Source organism: Nocardia sp. NPDC127606 (genome assembly GCF_042671725.1).
Classification (GTDB): domain Bacteria; phylum Actinomycetota; class Actinomycetes; order Mycobacteriales; family Mycobacteriaceae; genus Nocardia.
In genome coordinates this window covers 519,985-543,632 of record NZ_JBHXWQ010000003.1, presented here as the reverse complement: position 1 = coordinate 543,632, position 23,648 = coordinate 519,985, and the positions used below count along the sequence as shown (strand labels likewise).

At 67.4% G+C, this 23,648-nt stretch carries 20 protein-coding genes; 5 read left to right on the top strand and 15 right to left on the bottom strand.

Annotated features, from left to right (window positions below):
* Nucleotides 1-38 precede the first annotated feature (38 nt).
* Together ACFVJ5_RS18085 and ACFVJ5_RS18080 are read right to left on the bottom strand one after the other, a co-directional pair.
* Nucleotides 39-2,561 carry an ATP-binding protein gene (locus tag ACFVJ5_RS18085; RefSeq protein ID WP_379221404.1) on the bottom strand — a complete coding sequence of 841 codons (2,523 nt, stop codon included), beginning with the start codon at nt 2,559-2,561 and terminating at the stop codon, nt 39-41.
* Nucleotides 2,558-2,722, bottom strand: a complete 165-nt coding sequence (locus tag ACFVJ5_RS18080) for a hypothetical protein (protein ID WP_379221402.1) — start codon at nt 2,720-2,722, stop codon at nt 2,558-2,560. The genes ACFVJ5_RS18085 and ACFVJ5_RS18080 overlap by 4 nt, the downstream gene beginning before the upstream one ends.
* A gap of 274 nt (nt 2,723-2,996) precedes the next feature.
* On the opposite strand from ACFVJ5_RS18080, the gene ACFVJ5_RS18075 reads away from it, so the two are divergent.
* The 4 genes from ACFVJ5_RS18075 (at nt 2,997) to ACFVJ5_RS18060 (ending at nt 7,842) form a co-directional block, all read left to right on the top strand.
* Complete coding sequence (locus tag ACFVJ5_RS18075) at nt 2,997-3,080, top strand: potassium-transporting ATPase (protein WP_067449012.1); 84 nt, start codon at nt 2,997-2,999, stop codon at nt 3,078-3,080.
* Nucleotides 3,081-3,163: 83 nt separating this feature from the next.
* Nucleotides 3,164-4,834, top strand: coding sequence for a potassium-transporting ATPase subunit KdpA (kdpA, locus tag ACFVJ5_RS18070; protein ID WP_378704997.1), 1,671 nt, complete (start codon nt 3,164-3,166; stop codon nt 4,832-4,834).
* A gap of 1 nt (nt 4,835) precedes the next feature.
* Complete coding sequence (gene kdpB, locus ACFVJ5_RS18065; protein ID WP_379221400.1) at nt 4,836-6,971, top strand: potassium-transporting ATPase subunit KdpB; 2,136 nt, start codon at nt 4,836-4,838, stop codon at nt 6,969-6,971.
* A gap of 1 nt (nt 6,972) precedes the next feature.
* Nucleotides 6,973-7,842: a potassium-transporting ATPase subunit C gene (locus ACFVJ5_RS18060; protein WP_379221398.1), complete on the top strand. Its 870-nt coding sequence runs from the start codon at nt 6,973-6,975 to the stop codon at nt 7,840-7,842.
* Nucleotides 7,843-7,895: 53 nt separating this feature from the next.
* Here ACFVJ5_RS18060 and ACFVJ5_RS18055 read toward each other — a convergent pair whose 3' ends face one another.
* The 10 genes from ACFVJ5_RS18055 to ACFVJ5_RS18010 all read right to left on the bottom strand — a co-directional run bounded on the left by ACFVJ5_RS18055 (nt 7,896) and on the right by ACFVJ5_RS18010 (nt 18,144).
* Nucleotides 7,896-10,040: a glycogen debranching N-terminal domain-containing protein gene (locus ACFVJ5_RS18055; RefSeq protein WP_379221396.1), complete on the bottom strand. Its 2,145-nt coding sequence runs from the start codon at nt 10,038-10,040 to the stop codon at nt 7,896-7,898.
* Nucleotides 10,037-11,206: a glycosyltransferase family 4 protein gene (locus ACFVJ5_RS18050; RefSeq protein ID WP_379221902.1), complete on the bottom strand. Its 1,170-nt coding sequence runs from the start codon at nt 11,204-11,206 to the stop codon at nt 10,037-10,039. Before ACFVJ5_RS18050 ends, ACFVJ5_RS18055 begins: the two co-directional genes overlap by 4 nt.
* Before the next feature lie 285 nt (nt 11,207-11,491).
* Entirely contained in the window at nt 11,492-12,988 is a 1,497-nt protein-coding gene (locus ACFVJ5_RS18045) for a PstS family phosphate ABC transporter substrate-binding protein (protein WP_379221394.1), read from the bottom strand.
* 106 nt (nt 12,989-13,094) lie between these two features.
* A complete protein-coding gene (locus ACFVJ5_RS18040; RefSeq protein ID WP_379221392.1) occupies nt 13,095-14,132 on the bottom strand; it encodes a PHP domain-containing protein in 1,038 nt (345 codons plus the stop codon).
* A 5-nt stretch (nt 14,133-14,137) separates the two neighbouring features.
* Nucleotides 14,138-14,719, bottom strand: a complete 582-nt coding sequence (locus ACFVJ5_RS18035) for a dihydrofolate reductase family protein (RefSeq protein ID WP_379221390.1) — start codon at nt 14,717-14,719, stop codon at nt 14,138-14,140.
* A gap of 64 nt (nt 14,720-14,783) precedes the next feature.
* The gene (gene mutM / locus ACFVJ5_RS18030) at nt 14,784-15,644 is read right to left on the bottom strand and encodes a bifunctional DNA-formamidopyrimidine glycosylase/DNA-(apurinic or apyrimidinic site) lyase (protein ID WP_379221389.1); all 861 of its coding nucleotides are present in this window, start codon (nt 15,642-15,644) and stop codon (nt 14,784-14,786) included.
* 3 nt (nt 15,645-15,647) lie between these two features.
* Nucleotides 15,648-16,379 carry a ribonuclease III gene (gene rnc, locus ACFVJ5_RS18025; RefSeq protein WP_379221387.1) on the bottom strand — a complete coding sequence of 244 codons (732 nt, stop codon included), beginning with the start codon at nt 16,377-16,379 and terminating at the stop codon, nt 15,648-15,650.
* A 24-nt stretch (nt 16,380-16,403) separates the two neighbouring features.
* Nucleotides 16,404-16,586, bottom strand: coding sequence for a 50S ribosomal protein L32 (gene rpmF, locus ACFVJ5_RS18020; RefSeq protein ID WP_040708879.1), 183 nt, complete (start codon nt 16,584-16,586; stop codon nt 16,404-16,406).
* Nucleotides 16,587-16,666: 80 nt separating this feature from the next.
* Nucleotides 16,667-17,272: a YceD family protein gene (locus tag ACFVJ5_RS18015; RefSeq protein ID WP_379221385.1), complete on the bottom strand. Its 606-nt coding sequence runs from the start codon at nt 17,270-17,272 to the stop codon at nt 16,667-16,669.
* A gap of 98 nt (nt 17,273-17,370) precedes the next feature.
* Nucleotides 17,371-18,144 (bottom strand): DivIVA domain-containing protein, encoded by a 774-nt coding sequence (locus ACFVJ5_RS18010; protein WP_378992397.1) that lies wholly within the window; start codon nt 18,142-18,144, stop codon nt 17,371-17,373.
* 252 nt (nt 18,145-18,396) lie between these two features.
* Between ACFVJ5_RS18010 and ACFVJ5_RS18005 the strand changes: the two genes are divergently transcribed.
* Nucleotides 18,397-18,942 carry a GtrA family protein gene (locus ACFVJ5_RS18005; protein ID WP_379221383.1) on the top strand — a complete coding sequence of 182 codons (546 nt, stop codon included), beginning with the start codon at nt 18,397-18,399 and terminating at the stop codon, nt 18,940-18,942.
* Here ACFVJ5_RS18005 and coaD read toward each other — a convergent pair.
* The 3 genes from coaD to ACFVJ5_RS17990 are packed head-to-tail and all read right to left on the bottom strand — an operon-like array spanning nt 18,939 to nt 23,386.
* A complete protein-coding gene (coaD, locus tag ACFVJ5_RS18000) occupies nt 18,939-19,424 on the bottom strand; it encodes a pantetheine-phosphate adenylyltransferase (protein ID WP_056811926.1) in 486 nt (161 codons plus the stop codon). The genes ACFVJ5_RS18005 and coaD overlap by 4 nt on opposite strands.
* Nucleotides 19,425-19,427: 3 nt before the next feature.
* A complete protein-coding gene (rsmD, locus tag ACFVJ5_RS17995) occupies nt 19,428-19,991 on the bottom strand; it encodes a 16S rRNA (guanine(966)-N(2))-methyltransferase RsmD (RefSeq protein ID WP_379221381.1) in 564 nt (187 codons plus the stop codon).
* A complete protein-coding gene (locus tag ACFVJ5_RS17990; protein ID WP_379221379.1) occupies nt 19,988-23,386 on the bottom strand; it encodes a pyruvate carboxylase in 3,399 nt (1,132 codons plus the stop codon). The genes rsmD and ACFVJ5_RS17990 overlap by 4 nt, the downstream gene beginning before the upstream one ends.
* Nucleotides 23,387-23,648: the final 262 nt, after the last annotated feature.

Sequence of the window (23,648 nt, the reverse complement as noted above, 5' to 3'; positions counted from 1 at the left end):
CGACTGGTTCGCCCGTCCCCGATGAGTTACCCATGTGCTCACTTTCCTCGGGAGTCGACTTCTGGCACCGCTGCGGGTGTGCCGGACGGTAGGTCGACGAGCATCGTCAGACCACCGCCTGGGGTCGGCTCGGCGTGGACGGTGCCGCTCATCGCTTCGACGAAGCCGCGGACGACTGACAGGCCGAGGCCGACGCCGGTGGTGTTGTCGCGGTCGCCGAGGCGTTGGAAGGGTTCGAACAGTTGCTCCTCGGTGCCCGACGGGACGCCGGGGCCGCTGTCGACGACGGCGATCGACACCCGATCGCCGTCGTGTTCGGCGGTGACCCGTACGGGCGACTCGCTACCCGAATGCCGAAGGGCGTTGTCGATCAGATTGGCCAGCACGCGTTCGAGCAGGCCGCTGTCGGCGAGCACGGAAACCTCACCGACCTCGACCTTCACCCGTTCCATCGCCGCCCGGCGCAGCCCACGGGTGCCCATGCCGACGCTCACCAGCGCGCGATGCGCCGCCTCGTCCATGTACACCTGCCGCAACTGCGGCGTGACGACCCCGACCGCCAGTCGTGAGGAGTCGAGCAGATTGCCGACCAGCGCGGTCAACTGGTCGACGGACTCCTCGATCGCTTCCAGCAGTTCACCGGTGTCCTCGGCCGAGAATTCGATGTCGTCGCTGCGCAGGCTGGACACGGCCGCTTTCGCCCCCGCCAACGGCGTGCGCAGGTCGTGGCTGACCGCCGACAGCAGCGCGCGGCGCAGCCGGTCGGCTTCCAAGAGCGCCGCCGCCGCACTGGCTTCCTCCGCCAGCCTGGCCTGACGCACCAGCCCGACCGCCTGGTTGGCGACGGCGTTGAGCACCGGCCGATCCGAGGAGTCGATCGCCCGCCCGGCCAGCAGCAAGTGGCTCTGCGCGTCACCCGCTTCGATCACGGTCTCGGCTTCGGACGGTCGCGTCGGCGGCTCGGCGCCGACCGCGGCGACGATCTGATCTCCGCACCGCACGCTCACCGCCCGCTGGCCATAGGTTTCGCGAACCTGCTCGAGCAGGTTGGGCAGGTCGGCGCCGTGCAGCACGGATCCGGCGAACATCGTCAGCAGCTCCGCTTCCCGAGATGCCTTGCGCGCCTGCACTGTTCGCTTGGCCGCGACGTCGACCAGCGCCGCCACGGCCACCGCGACGATGAGCAGCACGACCACGGTGACGAAGTTGTCCGGCTCGGCGATGGTGAAGCTGAAGCGCGGGTCGGTGAAGTACCAGTTCAGCAGCAACCCCGAGAGCAACGCCGACAAACCGGCGGGGACGACACCGCCGAACAGCGCGACCGCGACCACCCCGACGAAGAACATCGCGCTGAGCCCGCCCAGCTGCAACCACCCGTCGAGGAACACCCCGCAGATCACGCTCACCAGGACCGGCACGACCACGGCCGCGAGCCACGCGCTGACCGGCCGCCTGGGACGTAGCCACTGCCTGCGCACCCCGCGATTGGCCTCCTCGTGGGTCACCATGTGCACATCGATCTTGCCCGAGCGCTGCACCACGGCCGATCCGATGCCCTCGTCGAGCATCCGCGCCCAGCGCGAGCGTCGCGAGGTGCCGAGCACCAACTGGGTGGCGTTCACCTCGCGCGCGAAATCGAGCAGTGCGGACGGCACGTCGTCGCCGGTCACCGTGTGCAGCGAGGCGCCGAGACCGGCGGCGAGATCGCGTAGCTTGGTCATCCGCTCGGTCGATATCCCGACCAGCCCGTCACCACGCACCACGTGGAGCACGACCAGATCGGCACTGGACTTGGACGCGATCCGCCCGGCCCGGCGCACCACCGTCTCCGACTCGGGACCACCGGTGACCGCGACGACGACGCGTTCGCGCGCCTCCCACAGCTCGGTGATCTTGTGGTCGGCCCGGTACCGGGCCAGCGCCGCGTCCACCTGGTCGGCCAGCCACAGCAGCGCGAGTTCACGCAGCGCGGTGAGATTGCCGGGCCGGAAGTAGTTGCGCAGCGCCGCGTCGACCTTGTCGGCGGCGTAGACATTGCCGTGGGAAAGCCTGCGCCGCAACGCTTCCGGTGTCAGATCGACCAGTTCCACCTGATCGGCGCCGCGCACCACGGCATCGGGCACCGTCTCGCGCTGCTCGATACCGGTGATCTGGGCGACCACATCGTTGAGGCTCTCGAGGTGCTGCACGTTCACCGTGGAGATCACGTCGATACCCGCGGCCAGGAGTTGCTCCACGTCCTGCCAGCGCTTCTCGTGCACGCTGCCCGGCGCGTTCGTATGCGCCAGTTCGTCGACCAGCACCACCGCGGGCTTGCGCGTGAGCACCGCGTCGACATCGAGTTCGGGCAGCTCGGTCCCTCGATAGGAGACCGTCTTGGGCGGAATGCGCTCGATGCCGTCCAGGAGTTCGGCGGTCTTCTTGCGCCCGTGCGTCTCCACGACGGCCGCGACCACATCACGGCCGCGTTCGGACCGCCGATGCGCTTCGCCGAGCATGGCGTAGGTCTTGCCCACGCCCGGCGCCGCACCGAGGTAGATGCGCAGTTGTCCGCGTTTCACCGGTCCATCATCGCGTGCCGACGCGCCGCAACCGGTGGGCGCACCGGCAACACACCGACGCTCACCATCGGCGCGTGCGCGCTGCTGCGCCCACCGAGCACCCGGATCAACAGCAGCGATCCGACGAAACCTCCGATCACCGCAAGGGTCACAACAGACACCGCGATCTCACTTTCCGCGAACTGGGTCCGACAGCGCCCTTCGCCTGCCGGTACACCACTGTCTACCGCGCCGGAATTCACCTGATCTCGATCTTTACGGAGTGTTGACGGCTATCGGCCCCGCTTTGACGGCATCCGCACGCCCCTCGCGCGTCAACATTCCGCAAAGGCGGCGCCGTCGGGCGCTAAGGAGTCGTAAGGAAACCGCGCCGAGCCCGAAATCGGCGTTTCACTCACCTCGGCGCTTCACCTCGGAGCGTCGAGGAGGTTGGAAATGTCTGTCGTGGTGTTCACGGTGCTCACCGTGGCGATCTTCGCGCTACTGGGCTTGATCCAGCGGGGGGTGGAGAAGCTGTGATCGCGAACCTTGTCGGTCTGGTCCTGGCCGTTCTCGTCGCCGTCTTCATGGTCGCGGCGTTGCTCTTCCCCGAGAGGTTCTAGGTGAACACGACAACCGCGGGGATCGCCTTCGTGGCGGCCCTGGTGATCACGCTGGCCCTGGTGCACGTACCGCTCGGCGACTACATGTTCCGGGTGTACAACGCCGACAAGCACTCTCGCGTCGAGCGGCTGATCTACCGCGCCATCGGCGCGAAACCCGAGGTCGAGCAGACCTGGCCGATCTACGCCCGCAGTGTGCTGGCGTTCTCGGCCGTGGGCATCCTGTTCCTGTTCTTCTTCCAGCTGGTCCAGGGCGCGTTGCCGCTGCATCTGAACGATCCCGGCACCGAGATGACCCCGGCGCTGGCGTGGAACACCGCGGTCAGCTTCGTCACCAACACCAACTGGCAGAACTACTCCGGCGAATCCACCCAGGGGCACCTGGTGCAGATGGCCGGTCTGGCGGTGCAGAATTTCGTCTCCGCGGCCGTCGGCATGGCGGTGGCGGTGGCCCTGGTGCGCGGTTTCGCCCGCCGCCACACCGGTGAGCTGGGCAACTTCTGGGTCGACCTGGTGCGCGGCACCCTGCGCATCCTGCTGCCGATCGCGTTCGTCTTCGCGATCGTGCTGGTCGCCGGTGGCGTCATCCAGAACTTCCACCTGCACGATCAGCTCGCGCAGACCGTCGGCGGCGCGCAGCAGACCCTGACCGGTGGTCCGGTCGCGAGCCAGGAGGTCATCAAGGAGCTGGGCACCAACGGTGGCGGGTTCTACAACGCCAACTCCGCGCACCCGTTCGAGAACGCGAGCACGTGGACGAACTTCCTGGAGATCTTCCTGCTCCTGGTGATCGCGTTCTCGTTGCCGCGCACGTTCGGACGGATGGTCGGCAGCACCAAGCAGGGCTACGCGATCGTGGCGGTGATGGGAACGATCGCCCTGACCAGCATCACGCTGACCAACTTCTTCCAGCTGCGAGCCCACGGCACGGTGCCGACCGCGATCGGCGCGTCGATGGAAGGCGTGGAAACCCGTTTCGGCGTAGCCGATTCGGCGACCTTCGCCGGCGCGACCACCCTCACCTCCACCGGCGCGGTGAACTCGTTCCACGATTCCTACACCAGCCTCGGCGGCATGATGACGATGTTCAACATGCAGCTGGGCGAGGTGGCGCCCGGCGGCGTCGGCTCCGGCCTCTACGGCATGCTGATCCTCGCGGTGATCACGGTGTTCGTGGCCGGCCTGATGGTCGGTCGCACGCCCGAGTACCTCGGCAAGAAGATCACCCCGCGCGAAATCAAGCTGGCCGCTTCCTATTTCCTGGTGAGCCCGCTGATCGTGCTGATCGGCACGTCCGTCGCGATGGCACTGCCCGGCCAACGGGCGAGCATGCTCAACAGCGGCCCACACGGACTCTCGGAAGTGCTGTACGCCTTCACCTCCGCGGCCAACAACAACGGTTCCGCCTTCGCCGGTCTCACCGGCAACACCGAGTGGTTCAACACCGCGCTCGGTCTGGCGATGGTGTTCGGGCGGTTCCTGCCGATCATCTTCGTGCTGGCACTGGCCGGATCGCTGGCAAGCCAGGGCACCACTCCCGCGTCGATCGGCACGCTGCCGACGCACCGGCCGCAGTTCGTCGGCATGGTCGTCGGCGTGACGGTGATCCTGGTCGCGCTCACCTTCCTGCCCGCTCTCGCGCTCGGGCCGCTCGCCGAAGGACTCCACTGAAATGACAACTCCCACCATCCAATCCACGGTCGCACCGCGGACCAAGGGCGTACGCAAGGGCGTCCTCGACCCGAAGCTGCTGCTCACCTCACTTCCCGACGCGGTCCGCAAGCTCGACCCACGCACCCTGTGGAAGAACCCGGTCATGCTGATCGTGGAGATCGGCGCGGTGTGGTCGACGATCCTGGCGATCGGCGACCCGACCTTCTTCGCCTGGGCCATCGTCGTCTGGCTGTGGCTCACCGTCGTGTTCGCCAATCTGGCCGAGGCCGTCGCCGAAGGGCGCGGCAAAGCCCAGGCCGACACGCTGCGACAAGCCAAGACCGACACCGTCGCTCGTCGGCTGGCGGACTGGACCCCCGGCGGCCGGATCATCGAAGAGCGCGTCGCCGCGACGGAACTGCGGCGCGGCGACTTCGTGGTCGTGGAGGCCGGTCAGGTCGTCCCCGGTGACGGTGACGTCGTCGAAGGCATCGCGTCCGTCGACGAATCGGCCATCACCGGTGAGTCCGCGCCGGTGATCCGCGAATCCGGCGGCGATCGCTGCGCGGTCACCGGCGGCACCACGGTGCTCTCGGACCGGATCGTCGTCGAGATCACCCAGGAGCCGGGCGCCAGCTTCATCGACAAGATGATCGCACTCGTCGAGGGCGCGAACAGGCAGAAGACACCCAACGAGATCGCGCTCAACATCCTGCTGGCCGCGCTCACGATCATCTTCGTGTTCGCGGTGGCGACCCTGCAACCACTGGCGATCTTCGCCAAGTCGAACAACCCCGGTGTGTCGGATACTTCGGCGCTGGACGCGCACGGCATCACCGGCATCGTGATGGTCTCGCTGCTGGTCTGCCTCATCCCGACCACCATCGGCGCGCTGCTGTCGGCCATCGGCATCGCCGGGATGGACCGTCTCGTGCAGCGCAATGTGCTGGCCATGTCCGGTCGTGCGGTCGAAGCGGCGGGCGATGTGAACACCCTGCTGCTCGACAAGACCGGCACCATCACCCTCGGCAATCGGCAAGCCGCCGAATTCATCCCGGTGCCCGGCGTTCTCGACGACGAACTGGCCGACGCGGCGCAGCTGTCGAGCCTGGCCGACGAAACACCGGAGGGCCGCTCGATCGTCGTGTTCGCCAAGGAGGTGTTCGACAAGCGTGAACGCAGCGCGGGGGAACTGCCGGGCGCGACGTGGGTCGAGTTCACCGCACAGACCCGCATGTCCGGTGTCGACCTCGCCGACGGGCACCAACTGCGCAAGGGCGCGGCCGGCGCTGTCACCGAATGGGTTCGCGCCCAGGGCGGTTCGATTCCGAGCGAGGCGGCCGCGATCGTCGACGGCGTCTCCACCTCCGGTGGCACCCCGCTGATGGTCGGTGAACTCCGCGACGGCACACCACGACTGCTCGGGGTGATCCACCTCAAAGACGTCGTCAAACACGGCATGCGGGAACGCTTCGACGAGATGCGCCGCATGGGCATCCGCACCGTGATGATCACCGGCGACAACCCGTTGACCGCCAAGGCGATCGCCGAGGAGGCGGGCGTGGACGACTTCCTCGCCGAAGCCACGCCGCAGGACAAACTCGCCCTGATCAAGTCCGAACAGGACGGCGGCCGCCTGGTCGCGATGACCGGCGACGGCACCAACGACGCCCCCGCGCTCGCCCAGGCCGACGTGGGCGTGGCCATGAACACCGGCACCTCGGCCGCCAAAGAGGCGGGCAACATGGTCGATCTGGACTCCGACCCGACCAAGTTGATCGAGATCGTGGAGATCGGCAAGCAGTTGCTGATCACCCGCGGCGCGCTCACCACGTTCTCCATCGCCAACGACATCGCCAAGTACTTCGCGATCATTCCCGCGCTGTTCGTGGCACTGTTCCCCGGCCTGGACGCACTCAACATCATGCGCCTGGCCAGCCCGCAGTCGGCGATCCTGTCCGCGGTCATCTTCAACGCGATCGTCATCGTGGCGCTCATCCCGCTGGCGCTGCGCGGTGTGAACTATCGGGCGAGCAATGCCTCGGCGCTGTTGAGCCGCAACCTGACGATCTACGGCCTCGGCGGCATCATCGCGCCGTTCGTCGGAATCAAGCTCATCGACCTCCTCGTCCAACTTCTCCCCGGGATGGCCTGAAATGCGCATGTCGACCTGGATCCGGCAGCACCTGGCCGCGCTACGCGCCCTGCTCGTGCTGACCGTGATCACCGGAATCGTCTATCCCGTCGCCGTTTTCGCGATCGCTCACCTGCCGGGACTCGACGAGAACGCCGAAGGCTCGCTCCTCGAGCGCGACGGAAAGCTGGTGGGCTCCAGCCTGATCGGGCAGTCCTTCACCGATGCCGAGGGCAAGGCGATGACGCAGTATTTCCAGAGCCGCCCCTCGGTCGCAGGCGACGGCTACGACCCGCTGTCCACCGCCGCGAGCAATCTCGGCCCGGAGGACATCGTCGACACCGCCGACCGCACCGGTCTGCTCACCACCGTGTGCGCGCGCTCGAAGGAGGTCGGCGACCGTGAGGGGGTCGACGGGGCCCGACAGTTCTGCACGAAAGACGGTGTGGGCGCGGTGCTCTCGGTGATCGGGCCGCGCGACGCCGACGGCGATGTGTCGCGGCCGGTGCAGGTGGTCAGCGTCAACGAACTCTGCCCCGCGCGACCGTTCCTACCCACGTTCCGCGGTGTCGCGGTGGAGTGCGCGACGGAGGGCGAGGACTACTCCGTCGGCCGGATCATCCCGATCCTCGGTGACGCACCGGCCGAGGCCGCCGTCCCCGCCGACGCGGTCACCGCGAGCGGCAGCGGAGTCGACCCGCACATCTCCCCCGAGTACGCGGCCATCCAGGTCGAGCGGGTCGCGAAGGCGCGCGGCATCACCGCCGCACAGGTGCGCGAACTCCTCGCCGCGCACACCGACGGGCGCACGCTCGGATTCCTCGGCGAGCCACGGGTGAACGTCGTCGAACTCAACCTCGATCTCGACGCCCGCTACCCGTTCGAGGGCTGAAACACAGCAATCGGGGCCGCGACCATCGCTCGTCGCGGCCCCGATTCTGCGGTCTACTCCTCGTCGGTGATCAGAGCCCAGCCCTCGGGCAAGCCCGTCACGGTCACCGCCGAGCCACACACCTCGAGATCCACGGTCACCCCGTCGCCGAGCCGGAACTCCGACATCCGCACGCACCCCCAGGCCGGGGGCACCTGCGGCCGCAACGTCAAGGTCTTGGCCGGCACATCGGGATCGAGCCCGAGGAACGACCGAACCAGCAGCAACGGCGCCGCACTGGCCCAGGCCTGTGGCGAACACGACGTCGGATACGGCACGGGCGCGGCGAATCTCGCACGCGGGAAACCACAGAACAGCTCGGGCAACCGGCCGTCGAACGCCGCGGCGGCATCGAGCAGACCACCCGACAGCTTCGTCGCCAGTTCCACCGCGCCCGGCACATGCTGGTATCGCATCAACCCGGCGACAGCGATCGCCGTGTCGTGCGGCCAGATCGACCCGCAGTGGTAACTCATCGGGTTGTAGGCGCCCATATCGGAAGCCAATGTCCGCAACCCGAAGCCCGAATCCATCTCCGCCCGGGACAGATTCCGGATCAGGATCTCGGCGTGCTCGTCGGTCGCGATGCCCGACCACAGACAGTGCGCCGCATTGCTGGTCAACGCGTCGACCTGCCGTTTGCGGCCGTCCAAGGCCACCGCGTACCACCCGTAATGGGGTAGCCAGAACTGTTCGGCGAACTTGGTCCGCAACTCGTCGGCCCGCTCCCGCATCCGCACGGCCAGCTCCGGGTCGTCGAACTGGTCGGCGAGCTCCGCACGGGCCAGGAACGCCGCGTACACATATCCCTGGACCTCGGCCAGCGCGATCGGGGCCTCGGAGATATGTCCTGCGGCGTCGTTGATTCCGTCGAAACTGTCCTTCCAGCCCTGATTGATCAGGCCGCGATCGGTGGCGCGCACGTACTCGACGAAACCGTCGTCGTCGCGGTCACCGAAATCGGTGATCCAGCTGATCGCGGCGTCGGCCGCGGGCAGCAGGGTGGCGATCGACGCCGGATCCGCGCCCCACCGCAGACATTCGGCGAGCAGCATCACGAAAAGCGGTGTGGCGTCGACGGTTCCGTAATAGATCTGCCCGCCCAGCACCTGCCCGACCGAGGGCCCGCGCCGCATCTCGTGCATGATCCGGCCCGGCTCCTCCTCGACGAGAGGGTCGATCGTCTGGCCCTGCAATTCGGCCAGCTGCTGCAAAGTACCCAGTGCCAGATCGGTTTCCAGCGGCAGCGACATCCACGCCGTGAGCAGCGAGTCCCGGCCGAACAGCGTCATGAACCACGGTGCGCCCGCCGCCACGAAGGGCCGGTTGGTGCCCGAATCGGTGTGGATCTGCAAGGCGCCCAGATCGCTTTCGGTGCGCCGCAGGATCTGGTTGAGCAGCCCCGAATCGGCGGAGATATCGGTGGCGGTGGCTCGCCAGGCCTGGATCTTGCGCACGGGCTCGCTGGCCCGATAACGCTCGCCCGGTGTTCCCGCGGTCTGCGGGCGTTGCGCGGCGCCTGCGGGCTGGGCGGTGATCTCGGTCTGCCAGCGCCCGCCCGCCGGGACCACGACCCGCCAGATCATGGTTCCGGGCAACACCATCGGCTCGACGGTCGAGGTGAGCGCGAGCCCACGCGACAGATCGGCGCGGTCGTGCAGCAGCAGCTCACCGTCGGTGGTGGTCATCTCCGCCCGGCGCCCGTGGGTACGGCCTTCCTTCACCGCGAACAAGTCGACGAAATCGGCGTCGACGTGCAGTTCGAGCACCACCGCTGTCGCCTCGCGGCTCATGTTCTCCAGCGTGATCAGCTCGTGCATGCCCTCGGCGACGAGCCGATCGCGCACCACGAGCAGGGTGCTGTCGGCCCGACCCTGTTGCGGCGGCCTGCGCAGCACGAACCGTGCCGCGAAGGCCTCCGGGCTCAACACCGACAGCGCCTCGGGCCGTTTGCCGTCGATCATCAGCTCCCAGCGCGAAATCACCCGGGCGTCACGGAAGAACAGGCCCTGCGGCTTGCCCGGCTCGATATCGCCGAGCCGGTCGGACAGGCAGAACGTGCCGCCTTCGACAAGGGTGATGTTGCCGCCACCGCCACCGAGCCCCGCGGGTTCCCCCGCGTTGAAGGGGCTCGGCGCCGAGGCGCTGTCGGTGCTCATGCGCGCCCGTTGGCCGCCACCCCGATGGGCATCGGCATCGCATACGCGGTGTCGTACCCGATCGTGGTGCGGGCGAGCAGCTCCCGGTACACCTGCTCGTAGCCGCGGCCGAGGGTGTCGGCGCTGAAGTTGTCGACCACGTGCTTACGGCAGACCGCCGGATCGTAGGTCTGGACTTCGGCGATGGCGGCGGGCAGCTCGGCCGGATCGTCACAGATCCGCCCGGTCACCCCGTCGACCACCACTTCGCTCACCGCACCGCCGCGCAGCGCGACCACCGGTGTTCCGCAGATCATCGCCTCGATCATCACCATGCCGAACGGCTCCTCCCATCGAATGGGGAACAGCAGACACTTAGCTCCGGAGAGCAGCTTACGCTTGGCGGCCGCGTCGGCGAGACCGAACATCTGATCCTGATCGGTCATCCGCGGTCGCACGAACTCCTCGAAGTAGGCCTTCTCCGGCGGCTCACTGCACTTGCCCGCCAGGATCAGCGGCATGCCGACGGCGTGGGCGGCGTCGAGCGCCAGATGCGGGCCCTTGTCGTCGCTGAAACGGCCGAGGAACAGCGCGTAATCCTGCTTCTCGGTCTCGAACGGCCACTGATCGGGGCGCAGCGCGTTGTGGACCCGGCCCGCCCACGGCAGATCGGGCGCCAGCGCGCGCTGACGGTCACTGATCGCGACCAGCGAACACTCCTGGCCCAGTTCCTTGTAATAGCGGTAGCAGTCGTCCTGCACCGGGCCGTGCACGGTGACCACCGTCGGCAACCCGAGATTGGCGTAGGCGGGCGCGTTCAGCGGGCCTGCGAACGTGTGGTCGTGGACCAGGTCGATGCCTTCGGTATCGGCCAGCCGCTCGATGGCGCGGCGCACCCGCAGCGCGTGCACGATCTCCGGGAACGGGTCGCCCAGCCGTTCGGGCTGGATCCGGTCCCACAGTGGGACGAAATTCGCTTCGGTGCCGTCTACGCCCGCACCGAACAGGGTGACGTGATGGCCGCGCTCACACAGTGAGTCGACCAGATCGGCGACTACGGCCTCGACGCCGCCGTAGGCCTTGGGTGGAACGTCGAAATACGGTGGAACAACCATGGCGATCCGCAGTGGACCACCGTGGTGATCGATCGAATAGAGATCGGACGCGGACAAACCGATCGGCGACATTGCCGACGTGTCTGTACTCATGACCTTCCTTCCAGGGACGCAACCTCGCAACACTTGCGCGAACAAGAGATGGCCGCCTCGGCGGAGGTGGAGACGAGAGCTTCACCGCCGTCCATGGGGCATGGTTGGCCTGGCCAGACGCGATGCGCACCGTTTCGGGTGCCCGCCTGAACAGAGGGGCCGTCAAGGAACGTACCCCGCTACCGCAGAGTAAACCAGCGTGTTGCTGGAAATGTTCTATTTCGATTCCCTACCACGGCAGGAGATTACGCGGTCAGAGGTGGTCTACGGCGTACAGATTGCCTGTCCAACTGAATCCAGGCACGGAATATTGCCGAACTCCCGAATAGTGGCCCTGCCCTGACCGTGCATCAGGTAGTCGATGAACTGAGCCGCGAGCGAATCACCGGCCACCTGCTCATGCGTGTCGGCATACTCCACCACCGTGAGCGGATACGTCCGGGCCTTCATGGTGTCCTCCGAGGCGCTGACCCCGTCCAGCGCGACGAGTTTCACCTCATCGCTGACCGCCGAAGTCTCCATGTAGCCCACCGCGCCCGGGGTCCGGGCGACGAACGATGCCACCCCTTCGGTGGTCTTGACCTCGCATTGTTCGCCCCCGGAGGGTCTTCCGGCGCACGGGATGAACGGGAAAACCTTTCGGTTACCTTCGAGCAACCGGTTCTCGAGCGCCGTTCGGGTGCCCGAGCCCGCCTCCCGGTCGATCAGCACCACCGGTTGATCGGGCCCACCGATCTGGTTCCAGTTCTTGATGTTTCCCCGGTACAGATCGCGGACCTGCTGCGTCGTGAGATTCGGCAGCCCGACACCCGGGTGGGTCACGATCGAGAAGGAACTGAGAGCCAATTGATACTCGACCAGCTTGTCGAAGCCGTTGCCCTTGGGACCGTCACTGATCGCGAGCATCCCCTGCGTCGGGCCTGTTTGGACCAGCTTGACGAGCCCGTCGGAGGTTCCCGCGAAGTCGAAGGTGAATTTCGCTCCGGTGCAGGTCTTTGCGTAGTTCTGCGCGGCCGTGCGAATCATCGGCGCCATCGCGGTGGACCCGACCAGCGTGAGATCCCCCTCGGCGCAGTCACGCGGTGGCGGGTCCGGTTGCAGAGCGAGCACCGCTTGCACCGCGATCAACGCGACGAGGAACCCGGACAGCGCCATCAGTTTCTTCGACGGGCCGGAGTGACTCGTGGTCTCGACGACCTTGCCCCGCTTGACGCGCCCGGTCAGCACCGGTTCCGCCGGCTCACCGTCACCGTGCACCCGCTTGAGCACCGCGAGAATCTTGTAGTGCTGGCGCCGTTCGAGCTGCACCTTCGGCAGGTCGATGATGCCGACGAAGTTCTCGCCCTCGCCTCTGGCCCGCTTGCCGATCCCCGATCCGGGGCCGAGATTGTCGGAGAGCGGCCCGTCCAGCTCGGTCACCGCCAGACCGATGACCTCACGGCCGGGGAACGTGACATGAAGTCCAACACGTGGATCGGTTCCACTCATCGTGTAGTCGTCGGGGTCGATGGCGAGCGTGCCGCTGTTCTCGATGCGGACCAGCACGACCGACAGTTTGGACAGGTCCAACTGCGGCCCACCGGCTTCCGGGGTGCTCAGATTGGCCAAGGCGCCGACCAGCGACGCGGTGTCCGTCTCGCCTGTCACCGGCGTATCCATCTGGAAGCGGTACCCCAGTCGACGCCGCCCGACCAGGACGAATTCGCGGACGAACGCCGCCGAGGCCACCACGAGGCCGACCGCGGACAGTATGAGCTCCACCGGAATATCCATCAAATCCCCCACTAAACCAGTTCGATCAGCGAGTTGATGTGTACCAGGCGGGATTCGGCCGATCGGAGATCGAAATCAGTTGTTGGGCAAGACTTCACCCATTCGATTCCGAACACCAGGCGAGCAACTCCTCGACCGGCCAGGTATCGATCACCTTCTCGGCCGTCACCCCGTGCGCCAGCGCCCGCTCGCATCCGTACCCCTGCCAGGCCAGCTGGCCCGGCGCGTGCGCGTCGGTGTCGATGGAGAACAAGCAGTCCATCTCGACAGCCAGCTCGATCAAACGCCCGGGTGGGTCGCGGCGTTCGGGCCGGCTGTTGATCTCGACGGCGGTGCCGTAGCGGCGGCAGGCTTCGAAGACGAGTTCGGCATCGAACGACGACTCCGGGCGGGTGCCGCGGGCCCCTTCCACGAGGCGGCCGGTGCAGTGGCCGAGGATATCGACGTGGGGGTTCGCGACCGCGTAGACCATACGCTTGGTCATGGTGTCGCTGTCGTCGCGCAGGTGCCAGTGCACGCTGGCGACAACGACATCCAGACGTTCGAGCAGATCCGCTCGCTGATCGAGGGTGCCGTCGTCGAGGATGTCGACCTCGATGCCGGTGAGGATGCGAAACGGCGCCATCTGCTCGTTGAGTTCGGCGATCACGTCGAGTTGACGCAGCAGCCGGTCGGCGGACAGGCCGTTGGCGACCTTGAGACGCGGCGAATGGTCTGTCAGCGCACAGTATTCGTGGCCGAGCGCGGCCGCGACGCCCATCATCTCGGCGATCGGACTTCCCCCGTCGGACCAGTCCGAGTGGGTGTGCAGATCACCACGCAGCGCGACGCGCAGCTGCTCGCCCGCGGGCGCGATCGGCTCCGCCTGTGCACGGAGCTCGGCCAGGTAGCCGGGAACCTCACCGGCACAGGCTTGTTCGATGATGGCCGCCGTCTTGGGCCCGATGCCGGCGAGCTCACGCCAACTGTGTTCGCGGGCGCGAGTCGCCACCTCGTCGTCGGCGAGCCGGGCGACGACATCGGCGGCACGGCGGTAAGCCTTCACCCGGTGCGTTTCGGCACGACCGCGTTCGAGCCAGAACCCGACCTCGCGCAGCGCCGCCACCGGACCCGGACTCGCCGCCGATGTCATCGCGACTACTTGATCCGGCCGTACTTGAGGAACGCGACGCCGTCGGCGTACACCCGGCTGGTGATCACCCGGAACTTCTCCGGCGCGGGCAGTTTCGCCCCGCCGCCGAACAGCGGCCTGCCGGTGCCGAGTACCACCGGGTGCAGCTTCAGGAACACCTGGTCGATCTCGGGCAGCAGTGCCTGCGCCAGTTCACCGCCGCCACAGAGCCAGATCCCCAGTCCGTCTTCGCGTTTGAGTTCGCGCACTGCGGCGACCGGATCCTCGGCGATCAGTTCCACCCCGGGCGCCGGCGCTTCGGGCAGCGTCGTGGACACCACGTACTGGCGCAGGTGCTCGTACGGGCTGGCGGTGCCGGTGCGTACCCCGAAGTCGTGGGTCTTGCGGCCCATGATCACGGTGTCGAAGTAGATGTTGCCCGCCGCGATCCCGCGCGCCTCGCGCACCTTGGTGGGCAGGGTTTCCGGGTACTGCGAGATGATCGCGGGCCCGTGATCACCGCCTACCGGGAAGAAGTCCAGCGTTCCGTCCTCGGCGGCGATGAAACCGTCGATTGTCGATGCCACGAAATAGGTCAGCTTGCGCATAACGTCCTCCCTGCACGGACCCGGTCTGTCACGACCTGTCAGAGGAAACGTTAGCGTGCCCGGATCAGCGGCGGCGCGGCTTCCGTTGACACTTCGGACAGGAAAAAGACGACCGATTCATGAACTGTTCCCGTACCAGCAACGTCGCACACCGATCGCACGGCTCGTCCTCGCGCCCGTAAGCGGCCAGTGACCGCGAGAAATAGCCGGATTCGCCGTTCACATTCACGTACAGGGCGTCGAAGGAGGTACCACCGACGGCCAGCGCTTCGGTCATGACGGCGGTAACCCCGTCGAGCAGGGTGCGCACGACCGGGCGGGTGAGTTCGGCGGCGACGCGGGTGCCGTGCAATCCGGCCCGCCACAGTGCTTCGTCGGCGTAGATGTTGCCGATGCCCGAGATCACCGTCTGGTCGAGCAGCACTCGTTTGATCTCGGTGTTCTTGGCGCGGATGGCCGCGACCACGGCTTCGCGGTCGAACAGCGGGTCGAGCGGATCGCGCGCGATATGGGCCACGGAATCGGGTACCACGGTCCCGTTCACCTCGACGAGATCGGCCAGGGCCCAACCGCCGAAGGTGCGCTGATCGACGAAGCGCAATTCGGCGCCGTCACCGAGCACGGCCCGGATGTGCGCGTGTTTCTCGACGGGTGCGTCGGCGGGTTGCACGAGCATCTGACCGCTCATGCCCAGATGTACGACCAGCGCGGTGTCGGGCTCGTCGAAGGTGAGCCAGAGATATTTCCCGCGGCGCTGCGCGGAGTCGATCCGCAACCCGGTGAGCCTGGCCGCCAGATCAGCACCACCCGCGGCGTGCCTGCGCACGGCACGCGGGTGGGTGACGGTGACGGTATCGATCGCGCGACCGACGGCGTGATCGGCGAGACCGCGCCGAACAACCTCGACCTCGGGCAGTTCGGGCACGGATCAGGCTTTGTCTGCGGACTCGGCGGTCAGCGCCTTGTAGGCGGTGCCGGCAGCCTTCTGCTCGGCTTCCTTCTTGGAGCGACCGATGCCGGAACCGTAGGGATGACCGGCGATCACCGTGGTGGCGGTGAACTCCTTGTTGTGGTCCGGTCCGGTGGAGGTGATCTCGTAGGCGGGCACGCCGAGACCGCGCTCCGCGGTGAGCTCCTGCAGGCTGGTCTTCCAATCGAGGCCGGCGCCCATGCGGGGGCCGCGCTCGAGCAGGTCGGCGAACAGCCGCAGCACCACACCGCGCGCGGTTTCGATGCCGTGCTCGAGGTGCACCGCACCGAGCAGCGATTCCATGCCGTCGGCGAGGATGCTCGGCTTGTCGCGACCGCCGGTGAGCTCTTCGCCCTTACCGAGCAGCAGATACTGACCGAGACCGCCGTCGCCGAGACCACGCGCCACCTCGGCGAGCGCGTGCATGTTCACCACGCTGGCGCGCAGTTTCGCGAGTTCACCCTCGGACTTCTCCGGATGCTCGGTATACAGGCGCTCGGTGATGCTGAGGCCGAGTACCGAGTCGCCGAGGAATTCCAGGCGCTCGTTGGTCGGCAAACCGCCGTTCTCGTACGCGTACGACCGGTGCGTCAGCGCTAGGCGCAGAAGCTCCGGTCGTACGTCGACACCGAGGGCGGTGAGCAGGCTGGCGTGATCCGCCGCGCCTACATTGTCTTTACTGGCTGTCACGTTGCTAGGAATGATCTACAACGATCAGACTGCAGAGGTGACCTGGCGGCCCTTGTAGGTGCCGCAGGACGGGCACGCGATGTGCGGGAGGGTCTTCTCACCACACGCGCGGTTCGGGCAGGTGACCAGGGTCGGCGCGGTGGCCTTCCACTGGCTGCGCCGCGACCGGGTGTTGGAACGCGACATCCGACGCTTGGGAACAGCCACGGCTACTTCTCCTCTTGGTTTTCGCTGACTACACCGGCATCAGATGCCGCGGCAGCGGTTTGGTCTTGGTGGTGGAACCCTCAGGCGGGGTCGCCGGTACCGGGCTCGTCAGTGGCAAAATTCGCCAACTTCGCCCAGCGAGGGTCCAGTATCTCATGCCCATGATCAGGACCCGCAATCGCCATCCGCACACCGCACTCGGGGCACAGGCCCGCGCAGTCCGGCGAGCACAGCGGCTGCAGCGGAAGCTCCAGCCCGATGGCGTCGAGGATCACCGGCTCGAGGTCGACGAGGTCGTCTTCCATGCGGTAGACCTCGGCATCCTCGGTCGTCTGCTCGGTGGTGCTGTCCGGATACGCGAACAACTCCGTCAGACGAATCTCCACCTGGTCGTCGAACGGTTCGAGGCAGCGCGAGCACTCCCCGACCGTCGGCCCGGACGCTGTGCCGGTGACCAGCACACCCTCCGAGACCGCCTGCAGTTGCAGATCGAGTTCCACCTCGGCATCGGCCGGAATGGCGATCAGGTCGAGACCCAGCCGCTCGTGGTCGGTGACCGTGCGACGCAACTCCCGCATGGTTCCCGGCCGACGGCCGAGATTGCGGACATCCAGCACAAAGCCCGCCTCCGACACAGGACCACTGGTCTTGCGTGGACGCGCGGACGAACCGGAACCGGCGGACATCACGGACTCACTTACCGTCGAGGGGATAATGGGCAACCACTCCACAGTACGGCAGGACCCCGCCGGAACTCAAAACGCGCGCTGGGCGCCGGGACAGGTCAGCGCCGGTGCTCGGCAGCGTATTCCGGGTATTCGGCGGCCGGTGCGCCGCGCATCTGCTGGCGGCCGCGGGTGATCGAACGCCGGGTGGTGTTGAGCGTCTCTTCCATGGACGCGAGCCTGTTGCCGAAATCGGCCATCTGCTCGTCGACGTAGTCGTCGCATTCGGTGCGCACCCGGTCGGACTCGGCTTGCGCCTCGTCGATCAGACGGGCGGATTCGGCGTGCGCGACCCGAACGACCTCGGTCTGCGCGACGAGGCGGGCCTGCTCGGCCTTGCCGTCGGCGACCGAACGCTCGTAGGAGGCCTTGCCCGCTTCGATGGCCCGGTCGGCGTCGATCTGGGCGCGACCGGTGAGCTCGTCGTACTCGGCATTGCCGTCGGCGACGACCTGATCGGCCTCGGCCTGGGCGGACGTCACCAGGCGGTCGGCGTGGGCGGTGGCCTCGGCGACCATCCGGTCGGCGTGGTCCTTGGCGTCGGCGAGGATGCGATCGGCCTCGGCACGAGCCTTGTCGATCGTGGTGCGCGCCTGCTCGTTGGCCGTGGTGACCGTCGTCTCGGCACCGCTGCGGGCGTCGCCGACGATCTTGTCGCGGTGATCGAGGACGTCCTGGGCGTCGTCGAGTTCACCGGGTAGCGCGTCGCGGACGTCGTCGAGCAGCTCGAGGACATCGCCGCGCGGCACGATGCAACTGCGGGTCGGCGGGATGCCGCGCGCCTCTTCGACGATGGCGACCAGTTCGTCGAGTGCTTCGAATACGCGATACATGCTCACTACCCTCCTGCGGACTCACGGCGAAACCACTACCGCCGACGCCCAGTGTGCCTGTCCCGGGCGGCTGTGCCGAATGTCGGCACGGTGTGTCGCGACAGTGTCCAAGATCGCACAGATATCAAGTGGAGTGCAGCCCTCCACTTCGGTTACCATCAGTGAGCACGACAACGCCGTCCGCCGGGAAGCACCGCAACCTTTTCGCTGTTGTACTCCTCGACGTCTGTTCATTTGGGATCGGAGTCGAACATGACCCTCCTGGAAACTCCTAGGAGTCCGGTGTCGCACGTCGCGGGCATGTTCACTCCCTGGACCGGTCCGTTCCCCGTGGTGACACCGAGTGAAGTCGCACCCGCGCTGCGCCCGCAGTTCGAGGGCGCGCTCACGTACCTGCGCGGCGACCGCGCGCTCCCTCAGCTCTTCCGCTTCGCTCTCGTCGGCGGGTCGAGCAATATCGCCTATGTGCTGCTGTTCTTCGCGATGCACGGCATCGGCCCGCTGATCGCCAATGTGGCCGGATCGGTGGTCAGCACGATCATCGCCAACGAATTCCACCGTCAGCTCACGTTCCACGCCACCGACCGGGTCACCTGGTTCACCGCACAGTGGGAAGGCGGCGGGATCGCGTTGATCGGACTTGCGATCACGACCGCGTGTCTGGCCGGACTGGATTTCTGGGCACCCGGCCTGGGTGACATCACGCAGGCACTGACAGTCCTGGCCATCACCGCCGCGGTCGGCGGCATGCGGTTCCTCGCGTTGCGCGGTTTGTTCCGCCTACCCGCGACTTCCTAGCCCTTACGCTCGGCCAGGCGGTCCAGCAGCCGCTTGTGGACAGCGGGCGGGAGCATGTCGCTCACGTCGCCGCCGTAGGCCGCTACTTCCTTGACCAGCGAGCTGGACAGGAAGCTCAGGGACGGGTTGGTGGCGATGAAGAAGGTGTCCACGCCGGCCAGTTTGTGGTTCATCTGGGCCATCTGGAGCTCGTAGCCGAAGTCGCCCGCGTCGCGCAGGCCCTTGACGATCGCGCTGATGCCCTCCTGCTTGGCGAAGTCCACCGTGAGGCCCTGCCAGGAGGCGACGCGCACGTTCGGCAGGTGCGCGACCGATTCGCGCAGCAGTTCCATGCGCTCCTCGACGGTGAACATGCCCTGCTTCTTGGGGTTCACATTGACGGTGACGATCACCTCGTCGAACTGCGCGGCCGCGCGAGCGAACACGTCGAGGTGACCGTTGGTGACCGGGTCGAAGGAGCCGGGGCACAGTGCTGCAGCCATACCTCAGACGCTAGCACCGAACTCGGCGAGCTCGACTCTGGTCTCCCCGTATTTGCGTGTCTTCAACGCCACATAGCCTGCGGGCCAGGTGATCTCGGGTGACCGGCTCGACCGTTCCACCACCACCAGCGCTTCCGGCGCGAGCCAGCCGTTGTTCGCCAGCGCGGCGAGGTCGGCGATCACGTCCTCGGTGCTCACGTCGTAGGGCGGATCCGAGAACACCACGTCGTAGGCCCTCGGCGCGGTCTGCTTCAGGACCGAGGACACGCTGCCGAGCCGCAGTTCGGCACCGGGCAGACCGAGCTCGGCGATATTGGCGCGCACCACATCGCCCGCCTTGCGATCGGACTCGACGAGCAGCGCCCGCTGCGCCCCGCGCGACAGCGCTTCCAATCCCAGCGCCCCCGAGCCCGCGTACAGGTCGAGGACCAGCGTCCCGTCCAGATCGAGGCGGGCGTCGATCGCGCTGAACAGCGCTTCACGCACCCGATCGGAGGTGGGCCGGGTACCGGCGGGCGGCACTTTCAAGCGCCGCCCGCCCGCCACACCCGCGACGATGCGTGTCATTCCGACTCGCGTGCGACCAGTTCCACCAGCAGGTCGCCGCCCTCGACCTGGGCCACCTTGGTGGTCGCGATCCGGCCCACCACGCCACCGCGCGGCGCGGTGATGGCCGCTTCCATCTTCATCGCCTCGATGGTGCCGACCGTGTCTCCGGCGTGGATCTCGTCGCCCTCGGACACCGCCAGGGTGACCACACCGGCGAACGGTGCCGCGATGTGGCCTGCGTTGTTCTTGTCGGCCTTCTCCGCCGCGGGCACCTCGGAGGCGACGGACCGGTCACGCACCGCGACCGGGCGCAACTGCCCGTTCATGATGCACATCACCGTCCGCATGCCCTTCTCGTCCGGCTCGGAGATCGCCTCGAGGCCGATGAGCAGGGTGACGCCCTTCTCCAGCTGCACACGGTGTTCTTCGCCGCGGCGCAGGCCGTAGAAGAACTGGTTCTCCGACAGCCCGGTGGTGTCGCCGTACTTCTCGCGGTGGGCGTCGAACTCGGCGGTCGGGCCAGGGAACAGCAGCCGGTTCAGCGTGGCGCGACGCTCGGCGGACGAGCCGTCGAGGGCCTTCTGATCCGCCGGGCTCAGCGGGGTCTCGGGCTTGGGCTCGTTGCGCCCGGCCAGGGCCTTGCTGCGGAACGGCTCCGGCCAGCCGCCGGCCGGGGTGCCGAGCTCGCCGCGCAGGAAACCGATCACCGAATCGGGGATGTCGTAGCGGCCCGGATCGGCGGCGAAGTCCTCGATGTCGACACCGGTGCCGACCAGCGCGAGCGCGAGGTCACCGACGACCTTCGACGACGGAGTCACCTTGATCAGGCGACCCAGCAGCCGGTCGGCGGCCGCGTACTTGGCCTCGACCGCTTCGAACCGGTCGCCGAGGCCGAGCGCGATCGCCTGCTGACGCAGGTTCGACAGCTGACCACCCGGGATCTCGTGGGTGTACACACGACCGGTCGGCGCGGGCAGACCCGACTCGAACGGCGCGTAGACCTTGCGCAACGCTTCCCAGTACGGCTCGAGATCGCACACGTTCTGCAGGTTCAGGCCGGTGTCGCGATCGGTGTGCGCGGTGGCGGCCACGATCGCCGACAACGCCGGCTGTGAGGTGGTGCCCGCCATGGCCGCGGACGCGCCGTCGACCGCGTCTGCCCCGGCCTGCCAGGCCGCCAGGTAGGTCGCGAGCTGACCACCGGGGGTGTCGTGGGTGTGCACGTGCACCGGCAGATCGAAGTTACTGCGCAGTGCGGTCACGAGTTTCGCGGCGGCGGGGGCGCGCAGCAGACCGGCCATGTCCTTGATCGCGAGGACGTGCGCGCCCGCGTCGACGATCTGTTCGGCCAGCTTCAGGTAGTAGTCGAGGGTGTAGAGCGACTCGTTCGGGTCGAGCAGGTCACCGGTGTAGCTGAGCGCGACTTCGGCTATCGCGGTACCGGTTTCGCGGACCGCGTCGATCGCGGGGCGCATCTGGTCGACGTTGTTGAGCGCGTCGAAGATGCGGAAGATGTCGATGCCGGTGGTGGCGGCCTCGGACACGAAAGCGCGCGTGACCTGTTCGGGGTAGGGCGTGTAGCCGACGGTGTTGCGACCGCGCAGCAGCATCTGCAAGCAGATGTTCGGCACGGCTTCGCGCAGCGCGGCCAGGCGCTCCCACGGGTCCTCGTGCAGGAACCGCAGTGCCACATCGTAAGTCGCGCCGCCCCAGGCTTCGATCGAGAGCAGTTCGGGGGTCAGCCGCGCGACATGACCCGCCACACCGAGCAGACCGTTGGTGCGGACACGGGTGGCCAGCAGCGACTGGTGTGCGTCACGGAAGGTCGTGTCGGTGACGCCGAGCGCCTTCTGCTCGCGCAGGGCCTTCGCGAAACCCTCCGGTCCGAGGGCGAGCAGACGCTGGCGCGAACCGTCCGGCGGCGGCAGCGTGAGGTCGACAGCGGGCAGCTTGTCGTAGGGGTACACCGTGGTCGGGCGGTCGCCGTTGGGCTTGTTGACGGTGACGTCGGCCAGATAGGTGAGGATCTTGGTGCCGCGGTCGGCCGACCCCCGTGAGGTGAGCAGTTCTGGACGCTCGTCGATGAACGACGTGGTCACCCGCCCGGCCTGGAAATCGGGGTCATCGAGCACCGACAGCAGGAACGGGATGTTGGTCGTCACGCCACGGATACGGAATTCGGCCAGCGCGCGTTGGGCGCGAGCGGCAGCGGCGGGCAGGTCACGACCACGGCAGGTGAGCTTCACCAGCATCGAGTCGAAGTAGGCGCCGATCTCGGCGCCGAGGTTCGCGCCGCCGTCGAGGCGGATGCCCGCGCCACCGGGGGTGCGGTAGGCGGTGATGCGGCCGGTGTCGGGGCGGAAACCGTTGGCCGGGTCCTCCGTCGTGATGCGGCACTGCAGGGCGGCGCCGCGAATCTGCACCGTTTCCTGGCTCAGGCCCAGGTCGGCGAGGGATTCGCCCGCCGCGATGCGCAGCTGCGACTGCACCAGGTCGACGTCGGTGATCTCCTCGGTGACCGTGTGCTCCACCTGGATGCGCGGGTTCATCTCGATGAACACGTGGTTGCCGCGCTCATCCAGGAGGAACTCCACGGTGCCCGCGTTGATGTAGCCGATCTGGCGGGCGAAGGCCACCGCGTCGGCGCAGATGCGCTCGCGCAGTTCGGGTGACAGGTTCGGGGCGGGCGCGAGCTCGATCACCTTCTGGTGGCGACGCTGCAGCGAGCAGTCCCGCTCGAACAGGTGCATGACGTTGCCGTGCTGGTCGGCCAGGATCTGCACCTCGATATGGCGCGGGTTCACCACCGCCTGCTCGAGGAACACCGTCGGATCGCCGAACGCCGACTCCGCTTCGCGCGACGCGGCTTCGATCGACTCGCGCAACTGCTCGGGCGCGGCGACCCGGCGCATGCCACGGCCACCACCACCGGCGACGGCCTTGACGAAGATCGGGTATTCGAGTTCGGCCGAGGCGGTGAGCAATTCGTCGATATCGGCCGAGGGCTCGCTGGACTTCAGTGTCGGCAGCCCGGCCGCTTTCGCCGCCGCGATGGCCGTGGCCTTGTTGCCCGCCATCTCCAGGATCTCGGCGGTGGGGCCGATGAAGGTGATGCCCTCGGCGGCACAGGCCGCGGCGAGGTCGGGGTTCTCCGACAGGAAGCCGTAGCCGGGGTAGATCGCGTCGGCGCCGGCGCTCTTGGCGGCCTCGATGATCGCCTCGATCGACAGGTACGCGCGAACGGGATGTCCCTCTTCGCCGATCTGGTAGGACTCGGCCGCCTTCAGGCGATGCACGGAGTTGCGATCCTCGTACGGGAACACCGCGACCGTTCCGATGCCGAGTTCGTAGGCCGCGCGGAAGGCACGGATAGCGATCTCACCACGATTTGCGACCAAGACTTTCGAGAACATTGGCCTACGGTACCCGGCCACGAGCCGGGGCCGGACACGCAAGGTGGCTTCGCAGCAATCTTCACACCGCACACCTGCCTACCTGCGAAGTTGCGTTCATCGGGCCGTCACATCTCACCGTGCGCAGCGGTGCGTGGTGCGCGCGGACAACGTGGGCGCAACCGCAGGTCACGGGGGTGTTCGGGATGGTGCGGTGTCCCATGGCCCTGCTGAGGGCCTATGCTGGGCAGGCAGCTGGTTCGCGTGCGCGGTGGAAGAGTCG